This is a genomic window from Mycobacteriales bacterium, assembly GCA_036497565.1.
Lineage (GTDB): Bacteria > Actinomycetota > Actinomycetes > Mycobacteriales > QHCD01 > DASXJE01.
The window spans coordinates 1-11,214 of record DASXJE010000129.1 but is presented as its reverse complement, the minus strand read 5'-3'; the positions used below and the strand labels follow the sequence as shown (position 1 = coordinate 11,214).

General features: G+C 68.1%; 13 protein-coding genes. 3 read left to right on the top strand and 10 right to left on the bottom strand.

Features of this window, described 5'->3' with window-relative positions:
• Positions 1-9: 9 nt before the first annotated feature.
• The gene (locus tag VGH85_11290) at positions 10-981 is read right to left on the bottom strand and encodes an alpha/beta hydrolase (protein ID HEY2174385.1); all 972 of its coding nucleotides are present in this window, start codon (positions 979-981) and stop codon (positions 10-12) included.
• Positions 982-1,089: 108 nt separating this feature from the next.
• Here VGH85_11290 and VGH85_11285 point away from each other — a divergent pair, with 108 nt between their 5' ends.
• Positions 1,090-1,536, top strand: a complete 447-nt coding sequence (locus VGH85_11285) for a MarR family transcriptional regulator (GenBank protein ID HEY2174384.1) — start codon at positions 1,090-1,092, stop codon at positions 1,534-1,536.
• Here the strand turns inward: VGH85_11285 and VGH85_11280 are convergent.
• The 4 genes from VGH85_11280 to VGH85_11265 form a co-directional block, all read right to left on the bottom strand.
• Entirely contained in the window at positions 1,533-2,456 is a 924-nt protein-coding gene (locus VGH85_11280) for an RNA polymerase sigma-70 factor (protein HEY2174383.1), read from the bottom strand. The genes VGH85_11285 and VGH85_11280 overlap by 4 nt on opposite strands.
• Positions 2,453-3,376 (bottom strand): NAD(P)-dependent oxidoreductase, encoded by a 924-nt coding sequence (locus VGH85_11275; GenBank protein HEY2174382.1) that lies wholly within the window; start codon positions 3,374-3,376, stop codon positions 2,453-2,455. Before VGH85_11275 ends, VGH85_11280 begins: the two co-directional genes overlap by 4 nt.
• 261 nt (positions 3,377-3,637) lie before the next feature.
• A complete protein-coding gene (locus tag VGH85_11270; protein ID HEY2174381.1) occupies positions 3,638-3,817 on the bottom strand; it encodes a hypothetical protein in 180 nt (59 codons plus the stop codon).
• 65 nt (positions 3,818-3,882) lie between these two features.
• The gene (locus tag VGH85_11265) at positions 3,883-5,073 is read right to left on the bottom strand and encodes a GAF domain-containing sensor histidine kinase (GenBank protein ID HEY2174380.1); all 1,191 of its coding nucleotides are present in this window, start codon (positions 5,071-5,073) and stop codon (positions 3,883-3,885) included.
• 309 nt (positions 5,074-5,382) lie between these two features.
• On the opposite strand from VGH85_11265, the gene VGH85_11260 reads away from it, so the two are divergent.
• Positions 5,383-5,667: a hypothetical protein gene (locus VGH85_11260; protein ID HEY2174379.1), complete on the top strand. Its 285-nt coding sequence runs from the start codon at positions 5,383-5,385 to the stop codon at positions 5,665-5,667.
• A 62-nt stretch (positions 5,668-5,729) separates the two neighbouring features.
• Here the strand turns inward: VGH85_11260 and VGH85_11255 are convergent, their stop codons facing one another.
• Positions 5,730-6,575: a serine/threonine-protein kinase gene (locus VGH85_11255; protein ID HEY2174378.1), complete on the bottom strand. Its 846-nt coding sequence runs from the start codon at positions 6,573-6,575 to the stop codon at positions 5,730-5,732.
• Positions 6,576-6,871: 296 nt separating this feature from the next.
• On the opposite strand from VGH85_11255, the gene VGH85_11250 reads away from it, so the two are divergent.
• The gene (locus VGH85_11250) at positions 6,872-7,393 is read left to right on the top strand and encodes a response regulator transcription factor (GenBank protein ID HEY2174377.1); all 522 of its coding nucleotides are present in this window, start codon (positions 6,872-6,874) and stop codon (positions 7,391-7,393) included.
• 30 nt (positions 7,394-7,423) lie between these two features.
• Here the strand turns inward: VGH85_11250 and VGH85_11245 are convergent, their stop codons facing one another.
• Genes VGH85_11245 through VGH85_11230 form a run of 4 tightly spaced genes read right to left on the bottom strand, consistent with a single transcriptional unit; the run spans position 7,424 to position 10,846 of the window.
• Entirely contained in the window at positions 7,424-8,197 is a 774-nt protein-coding gene (locus VGH85_11245; protein HEY2174376.1) for an ABC transporter permease, read from the bottom strand.
• Positions 8,194-8,979 (bottom strand): ATP-binding cassette domain-containing protein, encoded by a 786-nt coding sequence (locus tag VGH85_11240; GenBank protein HEY2174375.1) that lies wholly within the window; start codon positions 8,977-8,979, stop codon positions 8,194-8,196. The genes VGH85_11245 and VGH85_11240 overlap by 4 nt, the downstream gene beginning before the upstream one ends.
• The gene (locus VGH85_11235; GenBank protein ID HEY2174374.1) at positions 8,976-9,542 is read right to left on the bottom strand and encodes a PadR family transcriptional regulator; all 567 of its coding nucleotides are present in this window, start codon (positions 9,540-9,542) and stop codon (positions 8,976-8,978) included. Before VGH85_11235 ends, VGH85_11240 begins: the two co-directional genes overlap by 4 nt.
• A gap of 32 nt (positions 9,543-9,574) precedes the next feature.
• Complete coding sequence (locus VGH85_11230) at positions 9,575-10,846, bottom strand: hypothetical protein (GenBank protein ID HEY2174373.1); 1,272 nt, start codon at positions 10,844-10,846, stop codon at positions 9,575-9,577.
• Positions 10,847-11,214 lie beyond the last annotated feature (368 nt).

Sequence of the window (11,214 nt, the reverse complement as noted above, 5' to 3'; positions counted from 1 at the left end):
GCCCGGTGATCAACGAGTCGTACGACAGGTAGGCGTCGGTGCTCGGGTCGGGCTGGGGAGGTCCGGTGGAAACCCAGTGGTGCTGAGGTGTTGGGTGATCAGGTCAGCGCAGCCATCGGGGTCTTCGAACCAAGGTCCATGCCCCCCGGGCACGGGGTGCAGGGCGGCGCGGGGTAGTTCGGCGATCGATGGGCGGGCCATTGTCGGGCTGAGGAAGGGATCGTCCTCTCCCCAGATGAACATCGTCGGGGTGGTGATCCGGTGTAGTTCGGTCGTTGTCAGGACGCTACTGGTGCGCGGGCGACGGAAGTGGTTGAGCGCGTGCATGAGCGACGCGACGCTCTGCGCATTTCCCGGACGTCGGATGGGCAGTCGCAGCGCATCGAGCAGTGCCGGTGGTGCGAGTGTCGCCGCCGCAGGGCTGAGCCCTTGGGCGAGCAGGTAGCGAAATACCGGTCGCGGGCTCGGGGTGCGCAGGAAGAGCGGTCCGAGGGCTCTTAGCGTCATGAGCGAGAGCGGCATCCGGACGATGGCGCCGGGAAGCGCGACTGCCGGAGACCCGATCGCGACCAGGGACGCGATCCGCTCCGTTCGCTCGCTCGCATACCAGAGAGCGAACATGCCTCCGAGCGAGTGGCCGATGACCGACGCGGTCGGGAGATCCAAGGCATCAAGAAGGTCGTCGACAAACGCGATGGCGGATTCGCGTATGTCGTCCGGCCGGTAGGTGGCCGGGCTCGAGAGCCCGTGGCCGGGTAGGTCGACGAGATGAACGCGGTACCCGGCGAGCGCGGGAAGCAGCGGTGCCCACGCGGCGCCGGTGAGACTGACTCCGTGCAGGAGCACGACGGCCGGTCCCGCGCCGGTGCTGAGCACCCGTATGCGCCCACGCGGAAGGTCGAGGAAGGACTCCTCCATGGTCAGCCCGTAGAACCTGAACAGCTTCGACTCGGCCGTGCGAATTGCCTGGTCGACATCCATCCGTCTGCGCTCCCCGTTTGTTTGCCAGCAAGGCGACGTCAACGCATCTACGGCGTATCAGGTCTCCTGATACGGCGAGTGTATCAGGTTCCCTGATACACTCGACCCATGTCGTTGGATGATGCAGCGAACGCGGCGCGCGGCCCGGACGGAAACCTCGGGTACCTCTTTCGTGTCGCATATCAGAACTTTCGCCGGCGACTCGAGTCGGCGCTGGCCGGCCATGGGCTGACCGTCCCCGAATACTCCGCACTGAGCGCCTTCGACGCCCAGCCCCAGATGTCTTCGGCCGAGCTTGCCCGCCTGCTCGACGTCACCCCGCAGACCATGAACACCTTGGTGCACGAGCTCCTCGGCCGTTCGCTCTTGAGCCGCGAGCGGCGTCCGAGTCAGGGGAAGACTCTCCTGCTCCGCCTCAGTCCTCGGGGTCGGCGACTGCTCGACACCGCCACCGAGGCCGTGCGCAGCGTGGAGGCCACGTCGCTCAACGAACGCGGCGCGAGAGAGCAGCGCGCTATCAAGACCTGGCTATCCGACCTCGCGCGTGCCACCTAGACCTGGGGGCGGCGAGCCTGGTTCATCTCGCGAGCGACCGCCCAGGCATCTGCCACCGGACCCACGCGCCCGAGCTTGTCGGGATTGTTCACCGAGCGGATCATCTGGACCCTCCCGTCGAGTAGGTCGAGCGTCCACGCACCGAGCACCTTGTCGTCCCGGTCGCGCAGGATCGCGCCCGGTTGACCGTTGACCTCGTGCGGCTCCACCCGCACGTCGATCCGCACCAGCCAGGGGAAGATCGACGCGAGCACCCGGGCCACGTTGTCGGCGCCGAAGATTGACCTGGCCAATGCCGGGGCCTTGCCACCACTGTCCCCGACCAATTGAACGTCGGCGGCGAGCAGCTCCCGCAGGCCGTCGACGTCGCCGTCCTGGAGCGCGTCGAAAAACCGTGCCGCCAGTCGCTCCCGCTCTCGACGGTCCGCCTCGAACCGAGGACGCCCGGCATCCATGTGGCGGCGCGCCCGCACCGCGAGTTGGCGGCACGCGGCCTCCGACCGTCCCACGGCCGCCGCGACTTCGGGGAAGTCGAACCCGAACACCTCCCGCAGCACGAACACTGCCCGCTCAAGCGGGCTGAGCCGCTCGAGCAACAACAGGGCCGCCATCGACACCGAGTCGGCCAACTCCGCCGACCGCTCCGGGTCCTCGTAGGGGTCGGTGAGCAGCGGCTCCGGGAGCCATTGCCCGACGTACTTCTCCCGTCGGACGCGGGCCGAGCGCAGTACGTCGATCGAGATCCGGGTCACCACGGCGGAGAGGAACGCCTTCGTCGACGCGGGTTGTGTGGGGGTCGCCTCGTATCGCAGCCAGGTCTCCTGGACCGCATCCTCCGCCTCGCTCACGCTGCCCAAGATTCGATAGGCAATCGAGAACAGCAGCGGCCGTAACCGCTCGAAATCCTCGGTGCGAGTCACGCCAGCTCTTCCTGAAAACCCTGGCGCCATGAGGGGTAGCGCAGCTTCCAGCCGAGTTCACGCTTGGCCTTGGCGTTGGAGAAGCCGCGTCCCTCGGTCATCATCAGCACCACCATCTCCCCGGCCAGCGGTCGAGCCACCCACTTGGGGATCCGCATCGGCCGCTTCGCGCCCGCGCACGCCGCCAGGTAAGGAAGCCACTCCCTGACCGGCGCCGGCTCGTCGTCGACGATGTTGAACAGACCCTTCGCGTGCTGCTCCACAGCCAGGACGGTAGCGCTCGCCGCGTCGTCGAGGTGCACCCACGAGAAGTAGCCGGTGCCGCCGCCGACGAGCGGGAACTGCCGCTTGCGCACGAGCTCGACCTGGTCGTCCGTGGCGCCCGGCCCATAGAACCCGCCGTATCGCAGCACCGCGCCACCAGCCTTGACGACCACGTCCTCGAGATGGCGGATCGACGCCGCCAACTTCAGGGCGCTCTTCGGACCCGGGTCCAGCGGGTCCTGCTCGGTCTTCACCCACCCACCCTGGCGGAGTCCGTTGAAGCTCGCGAAGCCCTGCGCGACGAAGTGGGAGACGTCGACCGCGTCGGCGGCGGCCAGCAGGTGATCGGTCCCTTCACTGCGCAGCCGAGCCGTGCCACCGAAGAAGTTGTTGGGGTGCCTCATATCGGGCTTGCCCGCGTGTGCCGCGGAGAGTCCGGTCATCTGGTGCACGATCACCTCCGGCCGGGCCTTCGCCACCGCCTCACCGACCGACACCGCATCCAGCCCGTCCATCACGACGCCCTCCGCGCCCAGCTGCCGCAATAAGTCCAGTTTGCCCGGACCCGTCGTCGTCGCCGTCACCTGGTGACCCCTGGCCACCAGCTGCGGCACCAGCCGCTGTCCCAGGACGCCAGACCCGCCTGCCACAAACACCCGCACAACAATCACCATCCCGATTTCTGATTCGACTCTCCGCCCCGAGACGAGACAGCCCGGACCTCTGTGACATCGGATGCTCGCCCGCCAGGGTGCGATGGTGGCTTATCAGGGTGCTGTCGAGTTCACGTTCGAGGGCGCCGGCGGCGTGAAGAGGATGTTGAACGTGCGTCGGTGCTATCGGGCGATGTGTTCAACATGGTCCTCAGCGGGACGGGACGACTCGTTCTGTCGGCCTGCGGGACGCCGTAAGCCATTTTACCGAGCGGCCTCGGGCGTACCGTCTTCGCGAATCACGTCGAGGGCGCGGATCAAATCATTCAGACCGACCCAGCCGTCAACGGACGCGGTGCTGGCCCAGTACTCCAGGTCGGCTGTCACCGCGGTGGTCGCCAGCCGGCTTGCTTGCTCCGGGCTCAGCTCATGATGGCTATCCATGCGTTGTTCCTCTGGGCTGGATCGACGGGACGAGAAAAGCTTCGCGTGATGTCCGTGCCACCGCATCACCGCCAGGGTTGCCTGGTACGAGCGGAAACCGGGAGCTCGCAGCACACGGTGGTGCCGCCACCCCTCGGGCTGTCCACCGAGAATGTGCCGCCCAGCGCCTCGATGCGGTCCTTGAGCCCGACCAGGCCAGAGCCGCGCTGGGGATCGGCGCCGCCGACTCCGTCGTCGCGCACGCATATCCGGAGGGTGCTGCCGGAGGTTTCCGCGTTCACCCCGACGACCGAGGCGTGGGCGTGTTTGGCGGCGTTGGTGAGCATCTCCGACACGACGTAGTAGGCGCCGACTTCGACCGGCTCGGGAAGCCTGCCGTCGATGCGCAGGTCCAATTCCATCGGTACGACGGAGCGCCGGCTGAGCGCGCGCAGCGCCGGCCGCAGCCCAGCGGTGGAAAGAATCGCCGGATGGATGCCATGGCAGATCTCCCGCAGCTCGTCGATCACCTCCAAGAGATCGGCGGCCGCGTCGGTGATCTCGGTGCTGATCTCATCACTCTCGTTGGGGGCCGCCGCCCAGCGCAGCCGGAGAGACAGGGCGAGTAGGCGTTGTTGGGCGCCGTCGTGCAGGTCCCGCTCGATCCGCCGGCGGGCCTCGTCGGCGGCTGCGACGATCCGCGCCCGGGAGGTGATCAACTCGGCGCGGCTCTGCGCGTTCGCGACCGCGGTGGCGACCAGGTCGGTGAACTCCGTCATCCGCTGCTCGGTGTCGGGCGGCAACGGCCCCTGCCCGGACCCGACGGCAATCGTTCCCCACAGTCGGCCGTTGACGTGGATCGGCACGCCGACCGCGGACCGCAGCCCCTCGCGCAGGTAGGCCTCGCCACCCTCGATGGCGCCGTAGTCCTCGACCCGGGCGGGCCGGCCGGTGCGCAGGACGGTCGCGGTCAGCCCGGTCGGTGGATAACCCTCCCAGCGTTCCCCGACCCGCACGTGCGGACCCGTCGTACCTTCATTGGCGACCAGCGTCGCCGTCCCGTCCAGCTCGTATCGGATCATCCTGGCGGTGCCTCCACCGAAATACGCCAGCGCCTCCCTGGTCGCGGCCGCGAACACTGCCTCCGGCGGTTCGCCTCGCGCGACGAGCATGGCCAGGCGGCGCAGTGCCGCCTGGGTGTCGGCGAGTTCGCGCAGTTCCTGCTCGGCCCTCGCGTTGGCGATCGCGATCGCGGCGAGTTCCATGAAGTCCGCCATGCGCGATTCGGTACCGGCCGGGAAATCCTCCTGCGTAGTGGCGGCCACCGTGACGCCCCATTGGCGTCCGCCAACCACAATGGGCGTGGCCACCCCGGCCCGTATGCCGAGCGCGACCCACGCGTCGTACGGGCCCTTTTCGAGTTGTTCTCCTTTGATCCGGACCGGACGCCCCGTACGGAGAGCGGAAGACTGGATCGACCCAGGTAGGAGCTCTAGCCGGAACCCGACCGGTACTTGATCACTTATCCGGCCATAGGACCCTACGACAGTGAAGTCCCCCACCGGCTCCCCGCGCTCCTCGGCATAGTGATCAACGCGGGAGACGAAGGTCGCCTCGGCACCGATAACGTGGCCGAGTTCATCCGCCACGGCGGTGAAGACCTCGGCTGGGCGGGCGCCGCCAGCTACCAGAGTGGCCACGCGCCGCAGCGCCGCCTGCGCATCCGCGAGCTGGCGCAGCCTCGTCGGCTCTGGTGGGTCATGGCCTGCTGCCACGTCGGCGCCCGCGTCTGGCGCGTTCATGAGTTGACGGTAGCCCGCTGCTCGGCGCTGCAACAGCGTTGCGGCCGGGGCCTGCAGGCTTCCGGCTGATTCCGCCAAGAGCCCGGCCGACGACCGATCGACGCGACGACGGTCATTCAGCCATTGGCGCATCAGTCCGCCGGACTCGCATCAACGCGCCGCTCGTATTCGATATCTCGCAGCGCGACACGGGCTTGGTCGACGCGCAGCCGCCGTTGCGGGTCCTTGGCAAGGAGTCCCTCGATGACCGGGCGCAGCGGACCGGCCCGAAGGAACGGTTCCGGCGGCTCTTCGGCAACCGCGGCGAGCGTCTCGAGCAGTGAGCCCCGCTCGAAGGGCGGCCTTCCCTCGGCTGCCGTGAACAGTGTCGCGCCGAGTGAGAACAGGTCGGACGCCGGCCCGAAGTCACCGCGGGCCAGCCGTTCGGGCGAGACGTATGCGGGGCTACCGGCAAACGTGTCGATCGACGAGGTCGCATCGTCGATGGCACACGCGATGCCGAAGTCGGTGAGGACCACCCTCGCGCCGCCGCAGAGGTGCACATTGCCCGGCTTGACGTCGCGGTGCAAAATCCCTGCCCGGTGCGTCGCCTGCAGCACGTCGAGAAGGGACATGCCGACGCGTATCACCTGGTCGACCGGCAATGGGCCCGCGGCGTGCAGCTCCTCCTTCAGCGTTCGTCCCGGCAGCGGCTCCATGACGATCCAGGGGCACCCGTCCTCCTCGACGATGTCGTGGATCCGGATGGCTCCGACATGATCGACGCGTGCGGCGGACCGAGCCTCTCTACGGGCGCACGCCGACGCCGTCGCGCGCTTCTCCGTGGATTCGAGGCCGTTCAGGAGGATCTGCTTGAGCGCGACCGGCCGTTGCAGCACCTCGTCGTCGGCGAGCCAGACCCGACCCATACCGCCGCGGCCCAGGAGCGACCGGAGCCGGTAGCGGTCTGCAACCAGACGCCCGAGCGGTTTGGTCACCAGCCCGTCCGCCGGTTCTGGCCTGACCTCCGGAAGCGCCTCACCAGCTGCGCGACGCCGACGCCTCGTGCGGCCTACCATTCCGGCCGGTGCGTCCAAGACGGCGCTCATGACAGCTAACGATGTCGGCGTTCAGATCGCACGTCATCGCGGCAGGCGCCAATCCTCATTACCGGCTGGCGGGTATCGACAGGTGCGTTGTGGTTGATGGCGGCGTCGTGAGTCCTGCTAGCTGGAAGGGCAGTTGGCGGTTGGCTACGACGACGTGATCAGCTGAGGATGCGATGGTGGAAGGCGTGAGCACCGAACCGTCCGGCAGCCGCCGTGACAACAAATCCGACGGCAAAGCCTTGCCGATGTGGTCCATGATCTATGGTCCGCAACCGTGGCGAGGAGTTCCGGCTAGCTGCAATGCGCCGGCGCCGTATCCCTGCGAGACTCATCGAATGCCTCTGCGTTGCCTGCTCGTCGATGACAACGATGCCTTCCTCAAGGCGGCGAGCGTCTTGCTTGAGCGTGAGGGCGTGACGGTCGTCGGGGAGGCCTCCAGCATCACCGAGGCCCAGCGGAAGGCTCGCATGCTGCAGCCGGACGTCATTCTCGTCGACGTCGGGCTCCGGGAGGAGAACGGTTTTGACCTTGCCCAGGTCCTCGCCGGGGACGGTCAGGCCGACGGCGACGCGAAAGTGATCATGATCTCGGCACGTTGCGAGACGGACTATGCGGAGCTGGTCGCCGAGAGCCCGGCAGTCGGATTTTTGGCGAAGTCGGAGCTGTCGGCTCGGGGGATCGGCCGAATCCTCAACGGCACGGCCTGACCGCAAGCGCAGGACCCATGAGATCGACGACTAGAGGCTGTGCTGGTACCTGCCGAGTGCCGCCAGCGCGAGAGTCTCTGTTACGGCGGCCAGGGCGGCGAGCGCGCCAAGGTGGACGAACACCGAAGTCCAGTCCGTGCCGAGCATTGCCGATCTTGCGGCTTCGACCGCCCAGTTGACGGGATTTGCACTCGCGACCCGCTGCATCCACGGCGGCATCTGTGCCGCCGAGGTGAGCATCACGGAGGTGAACATCAGCGGGAGTACGGCGAACTGACCGACCGCGATCATCGTTTCCTGCCTGCGCAACAGCAGGGCGAGCGCATGGGCGAACGAAGCGAACGCGGCGCACACGAGTCCGGCCGCCACCAGGATCGCCAGCAGCCCCGGTAGGCCACCGTCCAGGCGGGCGCCGAAGGCGAGTGCGACGGCGACGATGAGGAGAGCCTGCAGGGTTCCGGTGATCGCGGCCTGCACCGTCCGGGAGGCCAGCAACGCACCGGGCGGCAATGGCGTGGCGAGGAACCGGTCGATCGCGCCGCGTTCGATGTCCTGTACGACGCCGCCACCATCCCACGCGCCGTGGGAGAAGGCGCTGAGGATGGCGATGCCGGGGGCGAGGAACTGCAGATAGGAGTCGGTGCCGAAGCCGCCGAGCTGCGGCAGCCGACCGAAGAGTTGGCTGTAGAGAAGCAGCCATACCAAAGGCTGGACGAGCATGATCGCGAGCCAGATCGGTTGCCTGCGCAGAAGCCGGAAGCTGCGGCCGAGCAGTACGACGTGGTCGCGCAATGCGTCGGTCATCCAGGCACCACCTTCTGGCGTTCGGCGTCCACGTCGACGACGAAACTGCGGCCGGTGTGGTGCAGATAGACGTCGTCGAGGGTCGGGCGGGCGACGCCGTCGAGCCCGGCCTTGAGCACCTCCGGCGTCCCCTCCACGACGACCCTTCCGTCGTTGATGATCGCGATCCGGTCCGCGAGCTGCTCGGCCTCCTCGAGGTAGTGGGTGGTGAGCAGAACGCTCATTGACTGCGAGTGCGTCAGCCCAATGAGCTCGTCCCACATCGCCTTGCGCGCCGCGGGATCGAGTCCCGTGGTTGGTTCGTCGAGGAAGAGCACCCGCGGCCTGTGCACGATTCCCATCGCGATCTCCAGCCGCCGCTTCATGCCACCGGAGTAGGTGCGGAGAGTCCGGTCTGCGGCGTCGGTGAGCGCGACAAGGTCGAGCAGCTCGGAGGCGCGTCGGCCGGCTTCGGAGCGACGCAGCCGATGGGCCGCCGCCTGGACCAGGAGGTTCTCTCGTCCGGTCAGATAGGCGTCGGTGCCGGCGCTCTGCGCGACGTACCCGATCGCGGCCCGCACCGACCGTTGTTGCGTTCGTACGTCGTAGCCGGCCACGAGGGCGGACCCGCCGTCGGCGCGGGTCAGCGTCGTGAGGATGCGGACGGTCGTGGACTTGCCGGCTCCGTTGGGCCCGAGCAGGCAGAGCACCTCGCCCTCGGCCACCGACAAAGACACGTCGGCGACCGCCTCGACGCCGCCGTAGCGCTTGGTCAGATTCTGCGCCGTGATGATGTCGGTCATCGCGCACCGGACTCCCGGGCGATGTCGGGCAGCATCGCCTCGAGCTCGTCCTGCCAGGCCAGCTCCGCTTCGAGGTGCAGCTCCGTACGCCGGTAACCCGCGATGGCCGCGGTCGGCAGCTTGCCCTCTTGAAGGTAGAGATCGCGACCGGCGACGAGGTCGGTCAACGCGCCGGCGAGAGCACTCCGGCGGCGCGACAACCGCTCACGCAGGGCGTTGCGGTCCAGACCGGCCGACCACTTGAGCGCGGCCTCGACAGTGGTCGAGTGCAGGACAGGCTGGGTCAGGGCGCGGTCGCGATGGACATCGAGTTCCGCACGCCCCTCGGTGGTGATCGCGTACACCGTGCGCTGCGGACGGCGCCCTTCCTGCTCGACACGTACCGGCTCGACCAGACCTTCGGCCTCGAGCCGGTGCAGCATGCCGTACAAGGCACCCACCTTGACCCCGCCCCACTGCTCGATGCCGCTCTGCTCGGCAGCACGCCGGATCTGATGACCATGCAGCGGGCCGCCGGTCAGTAGACCGAGAATCAGCAGCCGAACCGGATTCGCATCTTTCACGCGACTAGTCTCGTACGACTAATGGCGCGGAGTCAACCCGTGGGGGTGCCGACCGGGTCGGTGGGGAGGGGGATCTCGAGCATCGGCGGGGTTTGCTCCTCGGCTTCGGGTCCGCTGAGCCTGCCGTGCAGGCAGGGGTCTTCGTCGAAGAACGCGGCTGCCTGCATGATGGCGTCGTACGCCGTCGTCTCGGACCCGCGCACCGTGCCGACGCGGCGGTCGCCGATGTGTGCGACGAGCTCGGTGGATCCGTCCTTCGATCGGGTCTCTCGGGTGAGCCACACGTCGACGGGGACGGTGCGGCCGATGCGATGCGGTGCTTTAGCTGCGACCGCGGCCAGCCAGTCTCGGGTGCCGGGGTCGAGGAGCACCGTCGTCGCACGGCGGCCGATCAGATGAACGGGGTAACTCGCCCGCTCCGGTGGCTGCAGCCAGTCCGGAGTGGGATCGGAACGATTCTTGATCGCCCGCACCACATCTGTGCCACCGGCCTTGAGCATGCGCAACGCCCGCAGGGTGGAACGCGCCCGTCCGAACGGCTTCCGCTCGTTCTGCAGCAACGCGGTCAGGGAATCGACGGTCGACGGCGTGATCTCAAGATTGCGGCGGCCATACTCGGTGGTCAACACCCGGACCAACTCGTCGGACGACTTGCCGTCGGCCTGGGCGCGCACCGCGTCGATAGCCTCCCGCTGCAGTCGCGACTTCTCCCGAGCGTCCGACCACGACACCCGCGGTCGCGGCGGGTCAGTTACGGCGGGAAGCCGGGCGAGGGTATCGGCGATCGGCGGGATCGGCGGCCCGCCGGCGTCGAGCCATCGGGTCAGTTGCCTGATGAACCGCCCGTTCCGGCGATTGACCTGCCCGGTGCCGTTTCCTGCTGCATAACGAGCGAGCAGGGCTCGCGTCTCCTCGTGCCTACCCATCGCCGCGAGCAGCGTCAGCCGCGACATGGCATTTCGGTCGGCATCCGGACCGGGTGCCGGCCCGGCCGCACGGAGCACCGCCTCGATCGCCGCGGCGTCGGGGAACTGGCCGGCGAACGACCGGTGCTCGTCGATCAGATCGACGACGCGGCGCGTGAACGCGGGCACGTCCGCCTCGGCCTGTAACTGAACTACCCGTCCCACGCCGTCCGCCATCGACGGGTGCGCCACGAGCGTGACCTTGGGCGGCAGAGTCAGCAGCGGCATGAGGTCCAGGGCCGGCTCGAAGCCGACACCGACCCGTACTCCGATCTCGACCGGCCAGTCGTCCGGCCACCGGAACATCGACGTGCGGCTGATTTCGGCGGTGGCCAGCACGCCATGACCGGCGGGCCTGGTGAAGGCCGCTAGGTTACGGCGTCCCAACGCTCGTTCGGTCCACCCCGACGCCGTCAACGCCACCCGAAGGCCGTCAGCGACCCCCGTCAGGGCTCGATCGATGGACTCCGGATCCCCTCGCATAGCGTGGATCATGCCCATCAGCACGTCGGCTCAACGCAAGACTTCGTGCAGTGACCACCACCTGTCCCTGCGTTATCCGTACCGCGGAGAGCCACCGGTCGCGGGATGTCGCGGCCTGACACATTGTGTGTCGATGCCTGCCTATGAAGCGTCTGGGCCTGGCCGCTCGAGAGGTTCGGCGGCCATGGCGGCGGCCGTGCTTCGCTATTACCAGGTGCGGTTCG

Coding starts and splice junctions, on each gene's coding strand:
- VGH85_11290 (HEY2174385.1), bottom strand. CDS start 981: ATGGATGTCGACCAGGCAATTCGCACGGCCGAGTCGAAGCTGTTCAGG.
- VGH85_11285 (HEY2174384.1), top strand. CDS start 1,090: ATGTCGTTGGATGATGCAGCGAACGCGGCGCGCGGCCCGGACGGAAAC.
- VGH85_11270 (HEY2174381.1), bottom strand. CDS start 3,817: ATGGATAGCCATCATGAGCTGAGCCCGGAGCAAGCAAGCCGGCTGGCG.
- VGH85_11265 (HEY2174380.1), bottom strand. CDS start 5,073: ATGGCGGACTTCATGGAACTCGCCGCGATCGCGATCGCCAACGCGAGG.
- VGH85_11245 (HEY2174376.1), bottom strand. CDS start 8,197: ATGACCGACGCATTGCGCGACCACGTCGTACTGCTCGGCCGCAGCTTC.
- VGH85_11240 (HEY2174375.1), bottom strand. CDS start 8,979: ATGACCGACATCATCACGGCGCAGAATCTGACCAAGCGCTACGGCGGC.